Consider the following 21,714-nt stretch of genomic DNA (forward strand, 5'->3'; position numbering starts at 1 on the left):
TGTATTTTCGGCAAAATCGGACGTGGCAAACATAGAAAGAAAGGAAACTGCAGGAAAAAGCTGCGGTGAAAGAGGGATTTTAACATGGGAAGGAAAACGGGAGAAAAAATAAAAAATTTATGTATTTTTGCGATACCGGGCTGTGCAATATTTTTTGCCGTGGTCATGATACCGTTCTTTTATGGATTTTATCTGACCCTGACGGACTGGAATGGCGTGAGTACGGTAAAGAACATTGTAGGATTCAGCAATTATACCAGTGTCTTTCATGATGCCGAGTTCTGGACATCCATGGGTCTGACACTCAAATATGTGGTGATCACGGTCTTACTGGTAAATATTATCGCGTTTTTACTTGCGTACGCGCTGACAAACGGGATCAAGGGACAGAACTTTTTCCGTGCCGGATTTTTTACACCAAACCTGATCGGCGGCGTTGTACTCGGATTTATCTGGCAGTTTATTTTTTCAAGAGTGCTTGTGGAAGTCGGAAAAAACATGGGATGGAAGATCTTCTCCCAGTCCTGGCTCTCCGATCCGCATAAAGCATTCTGGACACTTGTAGTCGTTACGGTATGGCAGCTTTCCGGTTATATGATGCTTATCTACATTGCCGGTTTTACCGGACTTTCCACGGACGTGCTTGAAGCGGCGAGCATTGACGGGGCGACCGGATTTCAGAAAATGAAGAGCGTGATCCTTCCGCTTATGGTTCCGTCTTTTGTCATCTGTCTGTTCTTTACCCTGTCAAGGGCATTTATGGTATACGATGTAAACCTTACACTGACCGGCGGTGAACCGTACGGTTCCACAAAGCTCGTTGCAATGTATGTGTACGATAAGGCATTTACATCCAGAAATTATGGCGTGGGTCAGGCGGAAGCGCTTATCCTGTTTGCGCTTGTAGCAGTGATCAGCGGGATACAGATCTACGTTGGAAAGAAAAAGGAGGTAGAGGCATAATGGCAAGAGGTTCACAGGTCGGAGGAAGAAAAAAGAAAGTGGCCGGGATCGTTGGATTTCTCGTAATAGCGGCGCTGTTTGTGCTCTATATGATCCCGTTTATCGTAGTCATTATAAATTCTTTTAAATACAAACGTGATATCATCACAAATCCGTTGTCCATCATTGCGCAAAAGGGATATACGATCGAAAATTACATAAAAGCCTTTGAAAAAATGGACTTTTTCAAGGCATTTACCAACTCACTTTTTATCACAGGACTCAGCACACTCGCGGTAGTGCTCTTCGCGTCCATGACAGCGTATTATTTCTGCCGCGCAAACAATCTGTTTTCCAAGATATTCTTCGGACTTATGGTTGCGGCAATGATCATTCCGTTCCAGGCGATCATGATCCCTCTGGTATCGATCTACGGAGCGAACTTAAATCTTTTGAACCACAGACTGACGCTGGTGTTTATGCATACCGGTTTTGCGATGAGTATGTCGGTATTCATCTTTCAGGGATTTATAAAGAGCGGCATCCCGATTTCACTGGAAGAAGCGGCATATCTCGATGGCTGCACAAAGGTACAGACATTTTTTAAAGTGGTCTTTCCGTTATTAAAACCGACGACGGCTACGTTAGTCATCTTAAATGTGCTGGCATTCTGGAATGATTACCTTCTTCCGTCGTTAGTGCTTGGCAAAAAAGATCTGTATACACTGCCGCTGTCCACCTATGTTTTCTACGGAACCTATTCCGCGGATTACGGGGTGATCATGGCAGCGCTGGTACTTACCGTTGCGCCGATCGTCATCTTATATCTGTTCCTGCAAAGACAGATCATCGACGGTGTTGTGGCAGGCGCGGTGAAATCATAAGTGCGTGAGATTATGGAAAAAAGGAGTGCGACAATGAAAAAACTGGAAAATAAATGTATGCTGATCACTTATTCGGACAGCATGGGAAATAATTTAAAAGATCTCTATCAGGTGCTTGACCGTTACTTTAAGGACGCGGTGGGCGGCGTTCATATCCTGCCGTTCTTTCCGTCCTCCGGTGACCGTGGGTTTGCACCGATGGATTATCACAAGGTGGATGAGGCGTTCGGAGACTGGAGCGATGTGGAGAAACTGGCGGATGATTACTATCTGATGTTTGATTATATGATCAATCATATATCCGCGCACAGCGCGTATTATAAGGATTTTCTGGAAAAGAAGGATGCGTCGGAATACGCGGATCTTTTTATCCGGTATAAGGACTTTTGGGAAAACGGAGAACCGACCGAAGAACAGGTAGACGCGATTTACAAAAGAAAACCGAGAGCGCCTTATGTGGAGGCACATTTCGCGGATGGCACGACCGAGAAGGTGTGGTGTACCTTTGATGAAGAGCAGATCGATATCAACTGCAAATCAAAGACGGCAAAGAAATTTATCAAAGACAATTTAAAAACACTCTGTGAGCACGGAGCTGCCATGATCCGCCTGGATGCATTTGCGTACGCGACCAAAAAAGCCGGCACGAGCTGTTTCTTCATCGAGCCGGATGTATGGGAATTCATGGAGGAATGTGAGCAGATCGTAGTGCCATACGGGGTTACGCTGCTGCCGGAGATCCATGAGCATTACACGATGCAGGAGCGCATTGCGAAAAAAGATTATTATGTGTATGATTTCGCACTGCCGATGTTACTCATCCATGCGTTATACTATGGTCAGACACAGTATCTGAAACACTGGCTCTCCATCTGCCCGAGAAAGCAGTTTACCACGTTGGATACGCATGACGGGATCGGTGTGGTCGATGTGAAGGATCTGCTCCCGGATGAGGAGATCGAAAAGACCAAGGAAGATATCTTTAAATTTGGCGCAAATGTGAAAAAAATTTATAATACGGCGGCGTACAATAACCTCGATATCTATCAGGTAAACTGTTCCTATTATTCCGCGCTCGGAGATGATGACGCGTCCTATCTTCTTGCGAGAGCGGTGCAGTTTTTCGCGCCGGGGATCCCGCAGGTATATTATGTCGGACTGCTCGCCGGAAAAAACGATCTGGAACTTCTGGAAAAGACGAAGGTCGGAAGAAATATCAACAGACATTACTATTCTCTGGATGAGATCGAACAGGAAGTAAAACGGCCGGTAGTAAAGGAACTTCTCGCACTGATGAAATTCCGGAATACGCATCCTGCGTTTGACGGCAGTTTTGAACTGGAAGAGTGCGCGGATGGAAAACTGGTCATTGTCCGGAGAAACGGATCGGACTGGGCAAGACTGGACGCTGATTTTGTGAAAAAAACATTTGAGGTGACTTATAGTGAGAATGGTGAAGAAAGAGTATTTGATAAGCAGGGATTATCTTGAGTTACCGATCGCTGCGGAAACAGAAGTGCAGACACTTCAGGTATTCGATAAGGATACCGGAGCCAAGATCTATGAATTTCAGGTTCCGATGGGAACAGAAGAAAAGGAGTTTCACCCTGATTTTTATGCCCGTTTATCGGTAAAAAATTTTATCGGTAAAACACTAATCCTTACAGGCTGCGGAAATGATGCTTTCTTCTCGGGAATACAGGAAACTGACCGGGAATTCGGGGAGTCGGATTACGACTTCTCGAAAGAGAGCATTGCGCGGCCGCAATATCATTTCACAGCCATAAGAGGCTGGATCAATGACCCGAACGGATTAGTATATAGTGATGGTATCTACCATCTGTATTTTCAGTACAACCCGTTTGATACCAGATGGGAAAATATGAGCTGGGGACATGCCACAAGCACGGATCTCATCCACTGGAGACAGCAGGAGACCGTGATGTATCCGGATGAAAACGGATATATGTTTTCCGGAAGTGGTTTTGTAAACAGCCGTGGCTGCCTTGGACTGCCGGAGCAGACACTGATGTTTTATTATACGGCAGCCGGGGAATGCCGTCCGTGGACGAGCGAAAAGCTTTCCACGCAGCGTCTGGCGTTCAGTACAGACGGTGGAAAGACGTTAGAGAAAACAGACCGGGGAATGGTTGAAACGATCAGCCATGAGAACCGTGATCCAAAAGTATTCTGGCATGAAGCCAGTCAGGCTTATATCATGATCCTCTGGGTGGATGGGAATGAATTTGCGATCCTGCGTTCCGAAAATCTGGAAAAATGGGAGATATCCCATCGATTTGAGTTAAAAGACGGATTTGAATGCCCGGATCTGCTCCGTTTAAAGGATGAAAACGGCGAAGACCACTGGTTTGTCACGACGGCGGATGGTTATTATTATCCGGGAAAATTTGACGGATATCATTTTACATGGAACGGCGAAAGACATGGATTTTACATGAACCGTGTGCCATATGCCGCACAGGTATATTCCGGGACGGCGGGCAGATCCGTACTGATCCCGTGGCTTCGTGTGGATTTTAAAGGAAGAAATTATACCGGCGCGATGGGGCTTCCAAGGGAGCTTACCCTGGTTAAAGTGGCGGGGGATTACCGGATCGCGCTTTCGCCGGTAAAAGAACTCGACCGGGAACTGTTTTCCCGCTGTATCTGCGATCATGCGCAGAATGATTTTGAAGTGGCGGGTGTGCCGGTTTCCTATAATAAGGAAAGCGGTAAGTTCCTTGTCGGAACAGACGAGTCCGTGATCGCGGCAGGGCTCGATGAATTTGAAGTGTGTGTGGACAACGGAATAGTTGAAGTGACTGCAGATTATGATACAATGTTAGGTGTATACGAAGTATAGATCAAAATAGATTGAGGGTATAAAAATGGCAACGATCAAAGATGTTGCAGCAGAAACAGGACTTACGGTCAGCACAGTTTCAAGGGTATTGAACAATCGCGGATATATCAGCGACAAGACCCGGAAAAAAGTATATGACGCGATGAATAAACTGAATTATACACCAAACGAGGTCGCGCGTTAGCTCTCCAAAAAGACGAACAATACCATAGGTGTCATTGTCCCGCATATACGGCATCCTTATTTTTCCGAGCTGATCAGTAATCTGGAAATGGCTGCGTATGAAAAAAATTATAAGATTTTTATTTTTAATTCCAGAGAGAAACAGGAAAAGGAAAATGAGTATCTGGAAATGTGTTACAGCAACCGGGTGGCGGGCGTTATCATGTGCAGCGGTTCCGTGCATTTGAATGTATTTGACGGACTGAACATACCGATCGTTACGATCGAGCGTTTCTTAGAAAACGGGACAGCCGGGGTGGAGTGTGACAATATCCAGGGCGGACGTCTCGCGGCGAAGCATCTGATCGATCTCGGCTGCAGACATCTCATCCATATCAGCGGGGTACATGAAACGATGATGCCGGCGGATGACAGGGCGACCGGTTTTTGTGAGATTTGCGAAAGAGAAGGCGTGGATCATAAGATCGTCGAGACCAGCGCAAGCCAGTATAACACCCTGGATTATCATCAGATCTTAAAAGAAATGTTGGAAAAAAATCCGGAAACGGACGGGGTGTTCGCAAGCAGTGACCTGATCGCGGCACAGTTTCTTCAGATTTGCCATGCGATGTCGATCGCAGTGCCGGACGATATCAAGGTGGTGGGATTTGATGATTCCTACATCGCGTCGGTGACCACACCGCAGATCACAACGATCCATCAGCCGATCAAGGAGATGGCACAGAAGGCGATCGAATGCTTGGTGGATTCCGTGGAGGGAAAGATCGTTCCGACCAGAACGACGCTTCCGGTCCGGCTGGTGGTCCGGGGGACAACAGATTCGGATAAATTTTAAATGCACAGGTGGAAGGAGAAGAAGATGGAAAATACAAAATATGATGTAGTGGCTTTGGGTGAGCTTTTGGTTGATTTTACGGAAAATGGAACAAGTAATCAGGGAAATCCGATCTATGAGGCAAATCCGGGAGGAGCGCCCTGCAATGTACTTTCCATGTTAAAAAAGCTTGGGCATGAGACCGCGTTTATCGGAAAGATCGGAAATGACATTTTTGGCAGACAGTTAAAAAAGGCTGTTTCTGATGCGGGGATCGATGTATCGGGACTGGTGATGGATGATGTGGTCAAGACCACGCTGGCGTTTGTCGAGACCAAGCCGGACGGAGACAGGGACTTTTCCTTTTATCGAAATCCGGGAGCGGATATGATGCTTCAACCGGAAGAAGTGGACGCAGAGCTGATAAAAAAGGCAAAGATTTTTCACATGGGCACCTTGTCGCTGACACATGAACCGGTGCGCAGCGCGACGAGACGGGCGGTTCAGATCGCAAAAGAGGAAGGTCTTATGATCTCTTTTGATCCGAATATCAGAGAACCGCTGTGGGAGAGCATGGAAGACGCGAGAGAACAGACCGCCTACGGGCTCTCCGTATGTGATGTGTTAAAGATATCGGATAACGAGATCATGTGGTTTACCGGTGAGGAAGATTTTGATGCCGGGATAAAGAAGCTGCAGGAGGAATACCAGATCCCGTTGATCCTGCTTTCACTCGGAAGAGAGGGGAGCAGGGCATACCTTAAAAATTCTGTTACGGAAGCGCGGGCAGAAGTTCCGGCCTTTGTGCGGAAAGATACGATAGAGACGACAGGAGCGGGGGATACGTTCGGAGGCTGCTGTCTGCACTATGTGTTAGAGCATGGGGAAGGTGATGTGAGAAAGGTGAACTGGAAGGCGGAGGATCTGACCGAAATGCTCACATTCGCGAACAAAGCGGCATCGATCATAACGACCAGAAAAGGGGCGCTTGCGGTCATGCCGTCCAGAGAGGAAATTTTAAAAGCGTAGAAAATTGGGAGAAAATGATATGCGAAAGAAAGTCATTATGGCTTTGGCGGTATGCACAGGCCTTGGTTTGTTAAGTCTTTCGGGATGTGCGATCGGAAAGACCAAAGAAGCGACAGAAATTTATTTTTTAAGCTGTAAGCCGGAAGTAAAGGCGGTATGGGAAGAGGTATCCGAGACCTATGAGAAAGAGACCGGAGTCAAATTAAAGATCCTTACCGCTGCGGACGGAAATCATGAACGAACGTTAAAAGCGGAACTTGCGAAAAAGGACGCGCCTACAATGTTTCAGATCAACGGACCGGTAGAGTATGAGAAATGGAAAAACTACTGCATGGATTTAAGCGGTACCGATCTGTATTCCTGGATGGTGGACAAGGATATGGCGGTTACGGAAGGTTCCGGTGTATATGGGATCCCGTATGTGGTAGAAGGATATGGGATCATATATAACCAGTCGATCATGGATCGCTATTTTGCGCTTCCGGATCGCGTGACAACCTATGCGGATATGTCTGAGATCAACAATTTCGCGAAACTCAAAGAAGTGGTGGAGGATATGCAGGCGCATGCGGGGGAACTCGGGATAGACGGAGTGTTTGCCTCCACTTCACTTGCGCCGGGAGAAAACTGGCGGTGGCAGACCCACCTTTTGAATGTTCCGGTTTATTATGAATTTCAGGATAAAGGGATCGCGGATGAGGATACCTTAGACTTTACTTACAGTGACAACTATAAAAATATCTTTGATCTGTATATTGAGAATTCCTGCACAGACAGGAGCGCGCTTGGGGAAAAGACGGTGGATGATTCCATGACTGAGTTTGCGCAGGGAAAAGTCGCCATGGTTCAGAACGGAAACTGGGCGTGGACGCAGATCGAGAGCACGGAAGGCAGCGTAGTATCTGAAGATGACGTAAAATATATGCCGATCTACACCGGGGTCGAAGGTGAGGAGAAACAGGGACTGTGCATCGGTACCGAAAACTTTATCTGTGTCAATTCCCAGGTGAGTGAGGAAAAAAGACAGGCGTCCATCGATTTTCTCGAGTGGCTTTACAGCTCGGATGAAGGTAAAAAATTTGTGACGGAAGAGTTTGGATTTATTCCTCCGTTTGATACATTTACCGAGGATGAATATCCGTCCAATCCGCTTGCGGTAGAAGTGATAAAAGATATGAATGATACCGAAAAAACATCGGTTTCCTGGAATTTTGTGGCATTCCCAAGCCAGGTGTTTAAAGATGACCTCGGATCCAATCTGCGGGCATACGCTGCTGGCGAACTTGACTGGAACAGTCTTGTGGATACGACAAAGAGCGAATGGCAGACAGAGAAAAAGGCCGGGGAGGAGTGATCATATGAAGACGATAAAGGCAAAAGTCGCGACATTGATCGCGGCAACTTCGGTGCTGCTCATTGTAGCGATTCTCGCGGTCTCACTTACCGTTATGAAAAAGAATGTGGTAAATATGTGCGAGAACTATCTGTATGATACCTGTGTTTCCGCATCCAATACGCTTTATGAAAGCTTTTACGGAGATACGGATCAGGTAAATATGGATGTGCGGGTTCAGTACATTTTATATAATGTGGGAATTCAGGACATGGATTCGAGCAAGGCATATCTGGTGGACAAAAACGGTGAGTTTCTCTATCATGATGATCCGGATATGATCGGTACAACAATGTCCGGGAATCCGGTTATGCAAGACGTACTGGATCAGCTGAACTCCACAGGAGTTATGCCGCCGGCAGATGTAAAAGAGTGCAGTGTGGACGGCAGCAGGAAATATGTTGCGTATATGTGTACGGTCAATGACTGGGTCGTATATGTGGAAGCGGACAAGTCGGATGTTTTAGCTCCGATCACTGCGATCACAACCATTTCGCTGATCGTAGGCGCAGTGCTGATCGCGTTTGCGGTGCTGGTCGGAATGCTTGTCACCGGAAAGATCACCGGGCCGATCACAAAGCTCACCGCAGTGATCAATGATATATCGGAACTCAATATGACGGGTGAACATGAGGTGCCGGTCACGAAGGATGAGATCGGTGTGATGGGCGCTGCGGTCGTGCGGATGAAAGAAAAGCTAAACGATATCGTCGGAGAGTTAAACGATATTTCCGGAAAGCTGGTTTCCGATGCCAATACGCTCTATGACATCTCGGAAAATGTGACAGAGGCATCCACAAATAACTCGGCGACAAATGAAGAGCTTGCGGCGAGCATGGAGGCGACTTCCCAGTCTACGGAAAATGTTACGAACAATGTCCAGAGCATGAACAGCAACGCGATCGAAGTGGCAAATAAGATCAAAGAAGGAACCAATCTTACCGCGCATGCGATGGATAAAGCGAAGGAGATCCATGAGAGAACCGGTCAGGCGCGGGAAGAGACGCTTAAATTGTATGAATCGATCAAAGGGACGTCAGAGCAGGCGATCGTTGAGGCGGGTGAGGTCAAAAAGATCAATGAGCTTGCCAAGGCGATACAGGATATTGCGGATCAGACCACGCTTCTTTCTTTAAATGCGTCCATCGAGGCGGCAAGAGCCGGAGAACAGGGAAAAGGTTTTGCGGTTGTGGCGAGTGAGATCGCAAATCTTGCGTCAGAGTCCACGGAAACCGGCGCAAACATCGTGACGATCGTGGCACAGGTGAACGCGTCAGTGGAAACGCTTACCACCTGCCTTGTTGACACGTTAAAGTTCCTCGAAGATAAGGTAATGAATGACTATAACGTATTTATGGAATCTTCGGATGAATACAGCACTACGACGCAGAGCATTGAAGACTTTATGAATCAGGCAAATGGCGAGGTGGATCAGTTAAGAAGCGCGATAAACAGTATCACAGATGCAATGGATGCGATCAACCGGAACATCAATGAGTGTTCGGTTGGAATCAATGATATCGCAAATAAGACAGCAGAGGTCGTAGAACTGACCAGTGAGAGCTTTGAACGCTCTACGAACTGTAAGGAATCAGCGGAAGCATTGGAGGATATTACTTCACGGTTCCAGATATAGAATATATAAGAGAAAAACCCTTTTTACCGACAGGATGGCGTACTGGTAAGAAGGGTTTTTTTAGATTATTTTTGTGGAAGGACTTGAAATGGAAATTTCATTAATATATAATGATTATACGCAAAGCGTATAAATCGGGAGGGGAAGATATGGAATTACAGGATCAGATCATTGCACTCAGGAAAGAAACAAAGATGGGAAGACGTGAGTTCGCAGAATATTTTGGAATTCCGTACCGAACATTACAGGACTGGGAGCTGGGAAACCGGAAGATGCCGGAGTATCTTTACAGGCTCATGGCATACAAGGTTGAGATGGAAAAGATCGGACAGGCAAAGGAAAAAGGAGAAGGGGCAAATGGACAAAAATGAAATTGTTCTGTTTGAGACAGAGGATCGGCAGATCACGCTTCAGGTGCCGGTGGAGCAGGAGACGGTGTGGCTTACGCAGGCGCAAATGACGGAGTTATTTGGGGTGGATCGAACAGTTATTACAAGGCATGTGAATAATGTTTTTAAGGAAAAGGAACTGGACAGAGAAAGCAATGTGCAAATTTTGCACGTTGCAAATTCGGATCGTCCCGTGCAGTATTACAACCTCGATGTGATCATTTCAGTTGGGTACCGTGTGAAATCAAAACGAGGTGTGGAGTTTCGCAAATGGGCAAATTCTGTATTAAAAAAGTACATATTGCAGGGTTACGCCGTGAATAATAATCGTATCAGCCAGCTTGGTGAGGTGATACAGATTATGAAGCGAACGGAGAGCGCATTGGACAGTAAACAGGTGCTTACAGTTATTGAAAAATACAGCGAGGCACTGGAACTTCTGGATTCTTATGACCATCAGAATATGGAGCGCCCGAGGGGAAATGCGGCGAGTTATGAACTTACCTATGAGGAGTGCCGGGAGGTGATCTCCAATATGCGTTTCGGCGACGAATCGGAGCTGTTTGGAAAAGAGAAGGATGATTCCTTTAAAGGAAGTATCGGGAACATATATCAGTCCTTTGGCGGACAGGAAATTTATCCCACATTAGAGGAGAAGGCGGCTCATCTTTTATATTTTGTAACCAAAAATCACAGCTTTTATGATGGCAATAAAAGAATTGCGGCAACCATGTTTTTGTATTTCCTGGATAGAAACGGTGTCCTGTTTCTGGATGGAAAGAAACTGATCGATGATCATACACTGGTCGCACTTACGATTATGATCGCAGAGTCAAGACCGGAGGAGATGGAAATGATGATCACGGTCATCTTAAACTGCCTGAAGTAAACAGGTAGTGCTACAGCAAGGAGGAACAGCATGAAAGAAAACTATAAACGGATCGATGTCACATCCTGGAATCGCAGGGAACATTTTCTTTATTATCAAAATACAATCCAGACATCGGAAGCAGTGACCGTAACCGTGGATGTTACCGAGATCCTGTCCTATGCGCACAGAAGCGGAAGAAAGTTTTATCCGTGCATGGTCTGGGCGGTTTCATCGGTCATCAACCGGATGGATGAAATGAAAATGATGCTGGATGACCAGGGAAATCCCGGCGTGTGGGACAGCGTAGTGCCTGTTTATACGGTTTTCCATGAGGAGAGCCATACGTTCAGCGACCTGTGGTGCGACTTTCACGAGGATCTGGATGACTTTTATGATGGTTTCGTGCATACAACAGAGGTATATGGTCATCATGTGGGGATTAAGGGAAGACCGGATCAGCCGGAAAATTTTTACTGCATCAGCTGTGTGCCGTGGCTTTCCTTTGATGCGGTAAATGTCAGCGCGTCCGGGCAGCCACCGTTATTTCCGATCATTACATATGGGAAATATACAATGGATCACGAGGGCAGATACCGGCTGCCGTTTGCGATAAAGATTGCGCATGCGGCGGCAGACGGATATCATATTGCGCAGTTTTTTAAAAAACTGCAGGATACGATCGCGGAATTTAAAAATCGGTAACACTTATTGCTAAAAAAGTGTCATTTGCCGGATTGGGCTTGTGACAAATACATGTTTAGCGTATCATAAAACAAGAAAAATGCAGGAGGAGAAGAAACGATGTCGTTGAAAGATCATCTGCAGATTTTTGAACTGGGATGAAGTATTTCATTTTCGCTGAGGTGAAATTATAAGGCAGAAAGAATAATTCTTCTGATTTTCCACATAATAACTCCATAGTTTAAACTTAGCAATGGAGGAAAACAATCATATGAAAGCCACAGGAATTGTCAGAAGAATAGATGACCTTGGAAGAGTCGTAGTACCAAAGGAGATCAGAAGAACACTGCGTATCCGGGAGGGAGATCCGCTTGAGATATTTACAGACCGTGAGGGGGAGATCATTTTAAAAAAATATTCCCTGATCGGGGAACTCAGCCAGTATGCAGGGCTTTGTGCGGAAGCGCTTGCGCAGACGACCGGACAGTTAGTCTGCATCACGGACCGGGATCATGTGGTGGCAGCAGTGGGAGCCGGAAAAAGAGACTTTGAGGGCAAGCCGATCAGCAAGCAGCTGGAGGGATTCATGGAAGGACGGGGAAGCATGGTCGCGACCGCAGCCGATGAAGACTTTGTCCAGATCACATTGGATGACAGCAGGGAGCATGGCAACGAAGTGGTCAGTACGATCTTATGCGAAGGCGATGCGGTCGGCGCGGTTGTACTCTATGGCAGAGACGAGAAAAACAAGTTCGGAGATACCGAGCAGAAGCTTGCCATGACTGCCGCCACGTTTTTGGGGCGGCAGATGGAGCAGTAAAAAATGTCTGCTAAAATACGGCAATGAGCGAGAGATCTTTGGAGAGGATCAGAATATCTGCCTCCATGCCGGGCAGAAGCTGTCCGATCGCATACTCCATATGCAGGCTCTTTGCCGGATTTACGGTGACTGCTTTCAGGGCGGAAACAAGCGGGATGCCGAAAGAAACAGCATTCTGGAAGCAGGAAAACAGGTTTGTGACAGAACCGGCGAGCGTTCCGTCATGAAGTGTTGCGCGGCTTCCGTTTTTTTCCACGCGCTGTCCGCCGAGCTCGTAGATGCCGTCTTCCATACCACAGGCACGCATGGAGTCGCTGATAAGGATCATGTGGTCTTCCCCGAACAGGTGGAAGACACTGCGGATCATGGAAGGATGAATGTGAATGCCGTCGCAGATGAGTTCAAGAAAGACATTTTCGGAGGCGGCACAGGCATCCGCTGCGGCTCCGACGATGCCCGGATTCCGGTGTAAAAACGGCTCCATTCCGTTAAACAGGTGCGTGACATGATCGGCGCCGTGTGAAAATCCGGCAGCTGCCGCGTCATAGTCAGCGGAAGAATGCCCGAGGGAAACCGAAACTACATCTTTTACCGTGTCGATAAAAGAAAGAGAGCCGGGAAGCTCCGGCGCGAGCGTGACAAATTTGATACGATCCTGACAGCCATGAAACAGAGAAAAGAACATGGAACTGTCAGGATTTTTTATATGGTCGATCTTCTGGGCGCCTCTCTTTTCGGCAGAGATAAAAGGACCTTCCATATTGATGCCGGCAACGCGGGAAATGGCGGGATCCGGTACGTCCATAAGATCCGAGGCGGTCTTAAAAATTTCTTTTAGTTTTTCCGGCGGCAGTGTCATGGAAGTCGGGCAGAACGTGGTAATGCCGCAGGATTTTAAGTAAGCGGCCATACGTTTTAAACCGGAGAGATCCGCGTCACAAAAGTCGGCACCAACGGCTCCGTGTGTGTGAATGTCGATAAAACCGGGAACGACATAACAGCCCTCCGCGTCAAAGACATCCGGATCGGCGGACGGCAGAGCTGCCATGATCCGGTGGGAAGTGTCAAATGCGATATCTTTCTTTTCAAATCCGTCTGAAGTAAATACAGATCCGTTTTTTATGATCATAATGGTTCCTCCGTTTGATCCGGGACGAGGGCAAGCGCGGCTTCGTCCGCAACAATGGTCACGTTTTCATGCAGCTGTAAGATGGAGGCGGGAACCGCCGGGGTGATCGGACCGCAGATCGTTGAGAAAAGCGCCTCTGCCTTGGCGGTGCCGGAAGCAATGAGCAGGATGCGTTTTGCCTGCATGATATTTTTGATCCCGGTCGAGATGGCGTATTTTGGCACTTCCTCCACAGAGGAGAAAAAGCGAGCATTTGCGGCAATGGTGTTTTCCGTCAGCCGGACCGGATGTGTCTCTTTGGCAAAACAGTCGCCCGGTTCGTTAAAGCCGATATGTCCGTTGTTTCCGATGCCGAGCAGCTGCAGATCGATGCCGCCGAGCGCGCGGATCAACTGATTGTAACGCGCGCATTCTTCGGTCGGATCCGTGGCGCATCCGTCTGGAATAAACGTGTTTTCCGGTTTTATGTTGATCGCGTCAAAGAGGTTCTTTCGCATAAAACAGGCATAACTTCTCGGATCATCGGCGGAAAGTCCCAGATATTCGTCGAGATTGACGGACCGGATCCCCGAAAAGTCGAGATCTCCCATCCGGTACCGGTCGATCAGCTGCCGGTAGGCACCGATCGGGGTGGAACCGGTGGCAAGACCGAGTACGGAATCCGGTTTTAAAATGATCTGGGCGGAAATGATATTTGCCGCCTGTCTGCTCATCGCGTCATAATTTTTTACCCGATAAATTCTCATCACATATCCTCCTCAATCATCTTTTTTATGGAACCGGAATACTCGCTTGGAGTCATGCCGGTGATCTTTTTGAACTGCCTGGAAAAATAGTGGATGGAACTGTAGCCGAGCGTGTTGGCGATCTCCGTGAAATTTAGGGAATTTTCGCGGATCAAAAGCTTTGCCTGATTGATCTTCATGCGGCAGAACAGTTCGATCACCCCACAGCCTTTCTGCTCCCGGATCAGATGCTGCAGCTGCGATTTTCCGGTCAGAGTGCCCTTTGCGATATCATCTAAGGTCAGCTGCTCATTCAAATGCAGCGTCAGATATTCTACCACGCGGTGATACAGTTCATCACTGTTTTTCTGGCGGATCGTCTCCTTGGCGACCGGAAGATCCATCGGAAGCGAGTAGCGCCGCAGCAGATGCAGCAGTAAAAGCTCAAGGTTGAGAGAGATTAACTGCTCGGCACCCGGTGGAATGACCTCCCGTTTATGCATCTGCTTTAACATCGGATCATCGAGTGGATCCAAAAAGACATTGCGTGCCTCCAAAATGATCTGGGCTAAGAGCCCGCGCTCAAAATTGTCGATCGAAAGCAGCTTGTCCCGGAAGAAATCCATCTGGGGCGAGTCGCAGAAAAAAGCGATGACGACCAGATTCGGAGCGACTTTGTGGTTGGCGCTCAGACAGTGAAATTCATTTGGTTTGTGAAAAATAATGTCGTTGCGGGAAAGCGCATAGTCGCGGTCGCCTGCGGTTACGTTCAGTTCCCCCTTGTCAACACAGAGAAACTCCCAGAAATCATGGGATTCACCGGAAAAATGATAGTGGCTGCCATACTCGTAGTAATGTATGGTCACGATTCTTTCAATCTGGATCGTGGGTGTCAGAAAAACACTTCCGTATTCCATTACATATCCACCTCCTGCGGAGAAGATCGCGCTCATCTGTTTCTAAAATCATCATAGCACAGATGCACAAAAATAGTAATAGAAAAGAACGATAGTGCAAAAACAATGAGAGATCGTGCAAAGCCCGGACAAAAATGCGGCGATATAATGAGGATAGAAAGAGAGGAGGTAATCGTGATGAAAGAACCGGTATTAGTGATCATGGCGGCTGGAATGGGCAGCCGTTACGGAGGGTTAAAACAGATCGATCCGATGGACAGGGAGGGACACATCCTGATCGATTTTTCGCTTTATGACGCAGGAAAAGCGGGATTTCACAAGGTGGTGTTCATCATAAAAAAAGAGAATGAGGCGGATTTTAAGGCCGTGATCGGAAACCGGATCGAAAAAAGCATGGAGGTCTCTTATGTATATCAGGACTGGACGCTGCCGGAGGGATTTTCGGTGCCGGAAGGCAGGACGAAACCGTTTGGAACCGGACATGCGGTTCTTTGCTGCGCACCGGTCATTGACGGACCGTTTGCGGTGATCAACGCGGATGATTACTATGGAAAGCACGCGTTTTCCCTGATCTACGATTATCTTGCGCATCCGGTGGCGGAGGAGCCTTATCACTATGCAATGGTCGGTTATCAGCTGGAGAAGACGCTGACGGATCACGGTCATGTGGCGCGCGGGATCTGTACGGTGGATGAAGACGGGATGCTTACCGGGATCACAGAGCGCACCCATATCGAAAAGCGGGATGGAAAAATCCAGTATACCGGGGATGATGGGATATCCTGGCATGAGATTCCGGCGGGCAGTGTGGTGTCCATGAACATGTGGGGATTTACGGAGAGCATACTTGTGGAACTGCGGGAACGTTTCCCCCGTTTTCTTGTGGAAAACCTTGCGAAAAATCCGCTCAAATGTGAATATTTTCTTCCGGCGGTGGTCGGAGCCCTCTTAGAAGAAAAAAAGGCAGAGGTCACAGTGCTAAGATCGCCGGATCAGTGGTATGGCGTGACTTATCATGCGGATAAGCCGGTGGTGGAAGAAGCGATCCGGCAAATGAAAGAATGGGGTGATTATCCGCAAAATTTTTAAAAGTGTGGGAGGTTTTTGCCATGACGATGGGAAAAGAGCAGGAAACATTATTTCAGATTGCGGCACAATTTGATCTGGAGGGAACGGTACATACCATTACACCATATGGAAGCGGACATATCAATGACACCTATCTTGTAGTCATGCGGGAAAAAACAGGTGGGAGCGGAACGAAACGTTACATTTTACAGCGTATGAATACGTCTGTTTTTACCAAACCGTCAGAACTCATGGAAAATATTTCCGGTGTCACAAAGCATTTAAAGAATAAGATACGCATGGAAGGCGGGGATCCGAAACGGGAGACACTTTCTCTCATAGAGACAAAGCGGGGAGAAAACTGTTTTGTGGCAGAGGATCTCGGGTATTACCGGATGTATGATTTTATCGAGGGCGCGGTGAGTTATGATGTGGTAAAAAGGCCGGAAGACTTTTATGAGAGCGCGGTGGCGTTTGGCAGATTCCAGTATCTGCTTTCCGATTATCCGGCAGAGACACTGCATGAGACGATACCGGATTTTCATAATACCGTAAAGCGTTATCAGGATCTGGAAGCCGCCATTGCGGCAGATGTGGCGGGAAGAAAAACATGTGTGGAACCGGAGATCGCCTTTGCGCGGGAGCGGAAAGCGGAGCTCGGAGAACTGCTTGACTTACAGCGCGCGGGAAAACTGCCGCTTCGCGTGACGCATAACGACACAAAGTTAAACAATATCATGATGGATGAAAAGACAGGACGCGGGATCTGCGTCATCGATTTGGACACCGTGATGCCGGGACTTTCGTTGTATGATTTCGGGGATTCCATCCGTTATGGAGCCAATACCGGAGCGGAGGATGAAGTGGATCTCACCAGGGTTTCGCTGGATCTTTCTTTGTACCGGCTTTATAAAAAGGGATATCTGGAGGGTTCCCGGGGCAGTCTTGGCGCACTTGAGAAAAAACTGCTTCCGGTCGGGGCAAAGCTCATGACGCTTGAGTGCGGGATCCGTTTCCTGACCGATTATTTAAACGGAGATATTTATTTTAAGATCCACAGAAAGAAACAGAATCTCGACCGGTGCAGGAGTCAGTTCGCACTGGTGGCTGACATGGAAAAAAAGTGGGACGCAATGTGTAAGGAGGATTAGCTATGGAACATACGATGGGGCGTGTGACGATACCGACAGACATGGATGTGGTAAAGGAGACACTGGAACTTGCAAAAAAATGGGGCGCGGACGCGGTGCGCGACTGTGACGGGACAGATTTTCCGAAGGAGTTAAAGGACGCGGGGTTAAAGGTATACGCGACCTACTACACCACCAGAAAAGACAATGCCTGGGCGAAGGAGAATCCGGATGAGATCCAGCAGATGTATCTGATGACGCCGATCTACACGGCGGAGGAGGAAGAGCTTCAGATCCATCTGATGAAAGGGCTCTATCCCGATATGCTCGCGCCAAACAGCCGGGATGACATCAAGCGCTGGTGGGAGGTCATAGACCGGACGACAGGGGAAGTCGTAGACACGGATGCGTGGGAGTATGATGAAGCAGGCGGGGATGTGACGATAAAGACCGTGCCGTTCCACGATTATACGGTGAGCTTTCTCGCGTATATCCTCTGGGATCCGGTGCATATGTACAATGCGGTGGTCAACGACTGGAAAGACGTGGAACATCAGATGACCTTTGATGTCCGCCAGCCAAAGACACACGCGTTCACCATGAAGCGTCTGCGCAAATTCATTGAGACCCACCCATACGTCAATGTACTGCGCTTTACGACCTTTTTCCACCAGTTTACACTGGTGTTTGATGAGCTTGCCCGCGAAAAATATGTGGACTGGTATGGCTACTCGGCATCGGTAAGTCCTTATATCCTGGAACAGTTTGAAAAAGAGGTTGGTTACCGGTTCCGTCCGGAGTATATCATCGATCAGGGATATTACAACAACCAGTATCGGATCCCGACGAAAGAATACCGGGATTTTCAGGCGTTTCAGCGTAGGGAAGTGGCAAAGATCGTAAAAGAGATGGTGGATATCACGCACGAGTACGGAAAAGAAGCTATGATGTTTCTGGGGGATCACTGGATCGGAACAGAACCGTTTATGGAAGAATTTCAGGGGATCGGGCTGGATGCCGTGGTCGGAAGTGTCGGAAACGGCGCGACGCTCCGTCTGATCAGCGACATAGAGGGCGTGAAATACACCGAGGGCAGACTGCTCCCGTATTTCTTCCCGGATACGTTTCACGAGGGCGCAGATCCGGTAAAAGAGGCAAAGACAAACTGGGTGACTGCAAGGCGCGCGATTTTGCGCAAACCGATCGACCGGATCGGATATGGCGGTTACTTGAAGCTGACGCTTGATTTCCCGGAGTTTACCGATTATGTGGAATCGGTCTGTGAGGAATTTAGAGAACTGTACCGCAACATCAAGGGAACAACGCCTTACTGCGTAAAGACGGTCGCAGTCTTAAACTGCTTTGGAAAGATGCGTGCATGGGGCAACCATATGGTACATCACGCGATTTATTTTAAGCAGAATTATTCCTATGCGGGGATTATGGAAGCACTGTCCGGCGCACCGTTTGACGTGAAATTCATCAGCTTCGAGGATATTTTAAAGACCCCGGATCTGTTAAAAGAGATCGACGTGATCTTAAATGTCGGGGATGCGGACACCGCGCAGACCGGCGGGGAATGGTGGTGTAACCCTGTCATTTCCTCTGCCATCAAAGAATTTGTTCATCGCGGGGGCGGATTCATCGGAGTCGGAGAGCCGTCCGCACATCAGGCAAACGGACATTTCTTCCAGCTTGCGAACGTGCTTGGCGTGGAGGAGGAGCGTGGATTTACGCTTGGATATGACAAATACAACAAAGACGTACACGCGCATTTTATCACCGAGGACGCAGGCGCACACATTGATTTTGGCGAGGGAAAGAAAAATATCTACGCGCTTGATGGGACAAAGATCCTGGCGAAGACGGGAGATGACATTGATCTTGCCGTACATGAATTTGGCGCAGGGCGCGCGGTCTACATCAGCGGGCTGCCGTTCTCCTTTGAAAACAGCAGACTGCTTTACCGGGCGATTTTGTGGAGCGCGGGAGATGAAAAGAACCTCCACCGCTGGTTTTCCACCAACTACCATGTCGAAGTCCACGCTTATGTGGCAAACGGAAAATACTGCGTGGTCAACAATACCTATGAGCCGCAGGAGACAGAGGTCTATACCGGAGATGGCAGCCACTTTCCGCTGGCATTAAAAGAAAATGAGATCCGCTGGTTTGAGATTTAAAGCGGTGTGGGATCTGCGGCAGGTTATGGTTCCTGCCGCAGGGTCAGGATCGTGTGAAAGGTCTGGGTGCTGCCTTCATAATAGTTCTGGATCTCGCCATGGTATTTTTCCACGATCCGGCAGACGCTTTTCATGCCGTAGCCATGCCGTCCCTTGTCCGGCTTGCTGGTCGGCAGGCGTTCCCCATGGCGGACAAACGGATCGCTTCCACAGGAGTTGGTCATCACAAGCACCGTGTAAGGAGTGTTTTCCCGGTGGCTGACGCTCAGCTCGATAAAAGCTTCCGCAGTGCCTGTGGCAGATTCAAGCGCATTTTCAAGCAGGTTGCAGAAAAGCGAGGTCATGTCCGTATCTGTGACAAATTCTGTCGTGCCGCTTCGGATATCCGTATGGAAGGTGACGCCCGCCTCACGGCATCTGGTCTGGTAGCGGCAGAGGATCGCGTCTAAGATCTCGCGGTCACACAGATGCGCGCTTTCTTTGAGCGCAGGGGACTGGATCAGAAGGCTTATGTATTCCGCGATCTTTTTTGGTTCGTTCTTATCATTTAAAACAGAGATCATGTTGATATGCTTTTTGATATCGTGGATCAAAATATTCTGGTTTTCATTCTGCCTTAGCAGCAGTTTGTAATATTCTGTGGCATCCTGCTCTTTTTGCAGCTGGAGCGAGAGCTCGGTGAAGGACTGGTTCCGCTTTTTGGAGTAGCTGTCCGCCGCATAAACGAGGAGGTTACAGATCAAAAGAAGAACGGCGCTTGCCGAGATCATGCAGTTGATAAAGGTCGGAAGATTTCCGTTTTCCGAGATAAAAAAGAGGGACAGCATCAAAAAGAGCGAGATGATGGGAATGCTGATCAGAAAAAAGAACGTTTTATCCGGCGGAATGTCCAGGATCCTCTTTTCATAGTGCGCAAGCAGTGTCATAAAAGTAAAATATAAGGTTTTGCTGATGGCGGTGAGGAGCACGAGGGAAAAAAAGTAGTCGTTCGGTTTTCCGGAACTGTGAAAAAAGGAAAACAGGATGCTGTAAGGGATAAATTCACTGATCCCCATGAGAAAGGTAGCCGCGGCCGCGTGAAATAAGGCGGTATACCAGGTCAGGCGGTACATGAGCAAAAGAAAGCAGAAATTGGCGGCAAAAAATGTGACCGTGTTGCATGACCACGAGAGTTCCAGGCGGGAGAGCAGGTACAGACCGCTGTAAAAAATAAAGAGCATGGAGACCTGAAGATGCCAGTGGAACTTGGAATCAAACAGCCGGATCGCGTAGTTGCCGAAAATAAAACCTTCTATCGTGTAGATCAAAATATAAAATGCGGAAATTTCCATGGTGTCTTACCTCGTACTTTCTAAATATAAAAAATAGGCAGCTTTAAATTCGGTGTACTTTCTGCGCGTCAGGTAGGCCTCAAAGCGGTGGCTGGCGAGCTGGATGAGCGAGTGGTCAAATTCCGAAACATGTGAAAGGTTCACGAGAAAACTGCGGTGTGACTGGAAAAAGCAGTTTTTGGGAAGCGTGTCTGCCCAGAACTGCATATTATGTACCGATTCAAAATCTCTTGTCAGCGTGTGGATCACAAGCTTCCGCCCCTGCGTTTCCAGGCAGATGATGTCGGAAACAGGAACCGTAAATACGCCCTGTCTCGTCTCAATCGCGACTTTTTCGGAGGCGCAGTTGTACTGCTTGAGCGCGTCCTTCAGATTGCGGAAAAGCCGCTTGCGGTCTATGGGCTTGGAGAGATAGCGGAAAACATGAAACCGCATCGCCTCGTCCAGGTATTCCGTGTAGGAAGTCACCATAAAAATGATGGTGTCCGGCTGCTTCTTTTTTAGCTGCTGACCGACATAAATGCCGTCCACACCGGGCATTTCCACATCGAGAAAAACGATGTCCTTTTCTCCGGGATCCGCAAGCAGGGATTCTCCGTCAAAAAACAGATCCATATCCGGGCATTTCAGATGATCCCGCTTAAAAAAGTCCCGGATATATCCGGCGAGCTGTCCGGCTGTCGTTTGATCGTCATCACAGATCAGTATACGCATAAATCATATCTCCTT

Annotated in this window: 21 protein-coding genes; 16 read left to right on the top strand and 5 right to left on the bottom strand. The window is 48.0% G+C overall.

All coding sequences use genetic code 11. From position 1 onward, the window contains the following. Positions 1 to 84: 84 nt before the first annotated feature. The 13 genes from H8Z76_RS10105 (at position 85) to spoVT (ending at position 12,505) form a co-directional block, all read left to right on the top strand. Positions 85 to 963: a carbohydrate ABC transporter permease gene (locus H8Z76_RS10105; RefSeq protein WP_186982424.1), complete on the top strand. Its 879-nt coding sequence runs from the start codon at positions 85 to 87 to the stop codon at positions 961 to 963. After that, on the top strand, positions 963 to 1,826 hold the full coding sequence (locus tag H8Z76_RS10110; protein ID WP_186982425.1) for a carbohydrate ABC transporter permease: 864 nt from the start codon (positions 963 to 965) through the stop codon (positions 1,824 to 1,826). Before H8Z76_RS10105 ends, H8Z76_RS10110 begins: the two co-directional genes overlap by 1 nt. 33 nt (positions 1,827 to 1,859) lie before the next feature. Continuing rightward, a complete protein-coding gene (gtfA, locus tag H8Z76_RS10115; RefSeq protein ID WP_147619042.1) occupies positions 1,860 to 3,317 on the top strand; it encodes a sucrose phosphorylase in 1,458 nt (485 codons plus the stop codon). Then, a complete protein-coding gene (locus tag H8Z76_RS10120; protein WP_186982426.1) occupies positions 3,277 to 4,689 on the top strand; it encodes a glycoside hydrolase family 32 protein in 1,413 nt (470 codons plus the stop codon). Before gtfA ends, H8Z76_RS10120 begins: the two co-directional genes overlap by 41 nt. A gap of 25 nt (positions 4,690 to 4,714) precedes the next feature. After that, positions 4,715 to 4,873, top strand: a complete 159-nt coding sequence (locus H8Z76_RS13790) for a LacI family DNA-binding transcriptional regulator (RefSeq protein WP_186982427.1) — start codon at positions 4,715 to 4,717, stop codon at positions 4,871 to 4,873. Between the two features lie 24 nt (positions 4,874 to 4,897). Continuing rightward, positions 4,898 to 5,707, top strand: coding sequence for a substrate-binding domain-containing protein (locus tag H8Z76_RS10130; protein WP_186982458.1), 810 nt, complete (start codon positions 4,898 to 4,900; stop codon positions 5,705 to 5,707). A 24-nt stretch (positions 5,708 to 5,731) separates the two neighbouring features. Next, entirely contained in the window at positions 5,732 to 6,715 is a 984-nt protein-coding gene (locus H8Z76_RS10135; RefSeq protein WP_147619045.1) for a carbohydrate kinase family protein, read from the top strand. Between the two features lie 19 nt (positions 6,716 to 6,734). Beyond that, positions 6,735 to 8,069, top strand: coding sequence for an ABC transporter substrate-binding protein (locus tag H8Z76_RS10140; RefSeq protein WP_147619046.1), 1,335 nt, complete (start codon positions 6,735 to 6,737; stop codon positions 8,067 to 8,069). A gap of 4 nt (positions 8,070 to 8,073) precedes the next feature. Continuing rightward, positions 8,074 to 9,744: a methyl-accepting chemotaxis protein gene (locus H8Z76_RS10145; protein ID WP_186982428.1), complete on the top strand. Its 1,671-nt coding sequence runs from the start codon at positions 8,074 to 8,076 to the stop codon at positions 9,742 to 9,744. Between the two features lie 149 nt (positions 9,745 to 9,893). After that, on the top strand, positions 9,894 to 10,115 hold the full coding sequence (locus H8Z76_RS10150) for a helix-turn-helix domain-containing protein (RefSeq protein WP_147619048.1): 222 nt from the start codon (positions 9,894 to 9,896) through the stop codon (positions 10,113 to 10,115). Continuing rightward, positions 10,102 to 11,022: a virulence protein RhuM/Fic/DOC family protein gene (gene rhuM / locus H8Z76_RS10155; protein ID WP_186982429.1), complete on the top strand. Its 921-nt coding sequence runs from the start codon at positions 10,102 to 10,104 to the stop codon at positions 11,020 to 11,022. The genes H8Z76_RS10150 and rhuM overlap by 14 nt, the downstream gene beginning before the upstream one ends. A 30-nt stretch (positions 11,023 to 11,052) precedes the next feature. Beyond that, positions 11,053 to 11,706: a CatA-like O-acetyltransferase gene (locus H8Z76_RS10160; protein ID WP_186982430.1), complete on the top strand. Its 654-nt coding sequence runs from the start codon at positions 11,053 to 11,055 to the stop codon at positions 11,704 to 11,706. 250 nt (positions 11,707 to 11,956) lie between these two features. Continuing rightward, on the top strand, positions 11,957 to 12,505 hold the full coding sequence (gene spoVT / locus H8Z76_RS10165) for a stage V sporulation protein T (RefSeq protein WP_022516301.1): 549 nt from the start codon (positions 11,957 to 11,959) through the stop codon (positions 12,503 to 12,505). Between the two features lie 10 nt (positions 12,506 to 12,515). Here spoVT and nagA read toward each other — a convergent pair whose 3' ends face one another. Genes nagA through H8Z76_RS10180 form a run of 3 tightly spaced genes read right to left on the bottom strand, consistent with a single transcriptional unit; the run spans position 12,516 to position 15,276 of the window. Next, complete coding sequence (gene nagA / locus H8Z76_RS10170; RefSeq protein ID WP_186982431.1) at positions 12,516 to 13,634, bottom strand: N-acetylglucosamine-6-phosphate deacetylase; 1,119 nt, start codon at positions 13,632 to 13,634, stop codon at positions 12,516 to 12,518. Further along, on the bottom strand, positions 13,631 to 14,380 hold the full coding sequence (gene nagB, locus H8Z76_RS10175; RefSeq protein ID WP_186982432.1) for a glucosamine-6-phosphate deaminase: 750 nt from the start codon (positions 14,378 to 14,380) through the stop codon (positions 13,631 to 13,633). The genes nagA and nagB overlap by 4 nt, the downstream gene beginning before the upstream one ends. After that, the gene (locus H8Z76_RS10180; RefSeq protein WP_186982433.1) at positions 14,380 to 15,276 is read right to left on the bottom strand and encodes an AraC family transcriptional regulator; all 897 of its coding nucleotides are present in this window, start codon (positions 15,274 to 15,276) and stop codon (positions 14,380 to 14,382) included. Before H8Z76_RS10180 ends, nagB begins: the two co-directional genes overlap by 1 nt. Positions 15,277 to 15,453: 177 nt before the next feature. Between H8Z76_RS10180 and H8Z76_RS10185 the strand changes: the two genes are divergently transcribed. From H8Z76_RS10185 to gnpA, 3 genes are read left to right on the top strand one after another with little or no spacing between them, the layout of a single operon-like run. Beyond that, on the top strand, positions 15,454 to 16,365 hold the full coding sequence (locus tag H8Z76_RS10185; protein WP_186982434.1) for a glycosyltransferase family protein: 912 nt from the start codon (positions 15,454 to 15,456) through the stop codon (positions 16,363 to 16,365). Between the two features lie 20 nt (positions 16,366 to 16,385). Then, positions 16,386 to 17,495 (top strand): phosphotransferase enzyme family protein, encoded by a 1,110-nt coding sequence (locus tag H8Z76_RS10190; protein ID WP_279287702.1) that lies wholly within the window; start codon positions 16,386 to 16,388, stop codon positions 17,493 to 17,495. Positions 17,496 to 17,497: 2 nt separating this feature from the next. Continuing rightward, a complete protein-coding gene (gene gnpA / locus H8Z76_RS10195) occupies positions 17,498 to 19,654 on the top strand; it encodes a 1,3-beta-galactosyl-N-acetylhexosamine phosphorylase (protein WP_186982435.1) in 2,157 nt (718 codons plus the stop codon). Positions 19,655 to 19,677: 23 nt separating this feature from the next. On the opposite strand, the gene H8Z76_RS10200 is transcribed toward gnpA, so the two are convergent. Both H8Z76_RS10200 and H8Z76_RS10205 read right to left on the bottom strand, forming a co-directional pair. Next, positions 19,678 to 20,985: a sensor histidine kinase gene (locus H8Z76_RS10200; protein ID WP_022516501.1), complete on the bottom strand. Its 1,308-nt coding sequence runs from the start codon at positions 20,983 to 20,985 to the stop codon at positions 19,678 to 19,680. A 6-nt stretch (positions 20,986 to 20,991) separates the two neighbouring features. Beyond that, positions 20,992 to 21,699: a LytR/AlgR family response regulator transcription factor gene (locus tag H8Z76_RS10205; protein WP_022516502.1), complete on the bottom strand. Its 708-nt coding sequence runs from the start codon at positions 21,697 to 21,699 to the stop codon at positions 20,992 to 20,994. Positions 21,700 to 21,714 lie beyond the last annotated feature (15 nt).

The sequence above is a fragment of the Roseburia yibonii genome, from assembly GCF_014297335.1.
Classification (GTDB): domain Bacteria; phylum Bacillota; class Clostridia; order Lachnospirales; family Lachnospiraceae; genus Roseburia_D; species Roseburia_D yibonii.

What these genes read in the sequence shown, in the direction of transcription:
- H8Z76_RS10105 (WP_186982424.1), top strand. Translation starts at nt 85, where the DNA reads ATGGGAAGGAAAACGGGAGAAAAAATAAAAAATTTATGTATTTTTGCG.
- H8Z76_RS10110 (WP_186982425.1), top strand. Translation starts at nt 963, where the DNA reads ATGGCAAGAGGTTCACAGGTCGGAGGAAGAAAAAAGAAAGTGGCCGGG.
- gtfA (WP_147619042.1), top strand. Translation starts at nt 1,860, where the DNA reads ATGAAAAAACTGGAAAATAAATGTATGCTGATCACTTATTCGGACAGC.
- H8Z76_RS10120 (WP_186982426.1), top strand. Translation starts at nt 3,277, where the DNA reads ATGGTGAAGAAAGAGTATTTGATAAGCAGGGATTATCTTGAGTTACCG.
- H8Z76_RS13790 (WP_186982427.1), top strand. Translation starts at nt 4,715, where the DNA reads ATGGCAACGATCAAAGATGTTGCAGCAGAAACAGGACTTACGGTCAGC.
- H8Z76_RS10135 (WP_147619045.1), top strand. Translation starts at nt 5,732, where the DNA reads ATGGAAAATACAAAATATGATGTAGTGGCTTTGGGTGAGCTTTTGGTT.
- H8Z76_RS10140 (WP_147619046.1), top strand. Translation starts at nt 6,735, where the DNA reads ATGCGAAAGAAAGTCATTATGGCTTTGGCGGTATGCACAGGCCTTGGT.
- H8Z76_RS10145 (WP_186982428.1), top strand. Translation starts at nt 8,074, where the DNA reads ATGAAGACGATAAAGGCAAAAGTCGCGACATTGATCGCGGCAACTTCG.
- H8Z76_RS10150 (WP_147619048.1), top strand. Translation starts at nt 9,894, where the DNA reads ATGGAATTACAGGATCAGATCATTGCACTCAGGAAAGAAACAAAGATG.
- rhuM (WP_186982429.1), top strand. Translation starts at nt 10,102, where the DNA reads ATGGACAAAAATGAAATTGTTCTGTTTGAGACAGAGGATCGGCAGATC.
- H8Z76_RS10160 (WP_186982430.1), top strand. Translation starts at nt 11,053, where the DNA reads ATGAAAGAAAACTATAAACGGATCGATGTCACATCCTGGAATCGCAGG.
- spoVT (WP_022516301.1), top strand. Translation starts at nt 11,957, where the DNA reads ATGAAAGCCACAGGAATTGTCAGAAGAATAGATGACCTTGGAAGAGTC.
- nagA (WP_186982431.1), bottom strand. Translation starts at nt 13,634, where the DNA reads ATGATCATAAAAAACGGATCTGTATTTACTTCAGACGGATTTGAAAAG.
- nagB (WP_186982432.1), bottom strand. Translation starts at nt 14,380, where the DNA reads ATGAGAATTTATCGGGTAAAAAATTATGACGCGATGAGCAGACAGGCG.
- H8Z76_RS10180 (WP_186982433.1), bottom strand. Translation starts at nt 15,276, where the DNA reads ATGGAATACGGAAGTGTTTTTCTGACACCCACGATCCAGATTGAAAGA.
- H8Z76_RS10185 (WP_186982434.1), top strand. Translation starts at nt 15,454, where the DNA reads ATGAAAGAACCGGTATTAGTGATCATGGCGGCTGGAATGGGCAGCCGT.
- H8Z76_RS10190 (WP_279287702.1), top strand. Translation starts at nt 16,386, where the DNA reads ATGACGATGGGAAAAGAGCAGGAAACATTATTTCAGATTGCGGCACAA.
- gnpA (WP_186982435.1), top strand. Translation starts at nt 17,498, where the DNA reads ATGGAACATACGATGGGGCGTGTGACGATACCGACAGACATGGATGTG.
- H8Z76_RS10200 (WP_022516501.1), bottom strand. Translation starts at nt 20,985, where the DNA reads ATGGAAATTTCCGCATTTTATATTTTGATCTACACGATAGAAGGTTTT.
- H8Z76_RS10205 (WP_022516502.1), bottom strand. Translation starts at nt 21,699, where the DNA reads ATGCGTATACTGATCTGTGATGACGATCAAACGACAGCCGGACAGCTC.